This window comes from Thermococcus sp. ES12 (assembly GCF_012027515.1).
Classification (GTDB): domain Archaea; phylum Methanobacteriota_B; class Thermococci; order Thermococcales; family Thermococcaceae; genus Thermococcus; species Thermococcus barossii.
The window spans coordinates 1-384 of record NZ_SNUP01000151.1; the positions used below are offsets into that span (position 1 = coordinate 1).

At 41.4% G+C, this 384-nt stretch carries 1 pseudogene; it reads left to right on the plus strand.

Annotated features, from left to right (window positions below):
* Window positions 1–29 precede the first annotated feature (29 nt).
* Window positions 30–384, plus strand: a pseudogene (locus tag E3E37_RS11515) (hypothetical protein); the annotation flags it as partial.

Consider the following 384-nt stretch of genomic DNA (forward strand, 5'->3'; position numbering starts at 1 on the left):
ACACGTATGGAGACGCCCTTCCCTGGGCCATGGAATACGTGATGAAACGGCATAAAGAGGCTGCTGGTAAGACTCCCTTAGAACTACACATACACAATGACTTTGGGTTAGCAACTGCTGGTGCTTTAGTCGCCGTAGCTTCTGGAATTGAAGGACTTCATGTAACAGTTAACGGCCTTGGAGAGAGAGTTGGTTTGTTATCGCTAGAGGAAATTGCAGTTGCATTAGAATTTTTACTTGGTGTAAAGACAAATATAAAGCTAGAAAAACTATATGAAGTCTCGAAAATCGTTGAAGAGATATCAAAAGTAAAAGTCGCAGTAAACAAACCCATAGTTGGAGAGAACCAATTCAAATACACAGCTGGATGGATCACTTGGATGA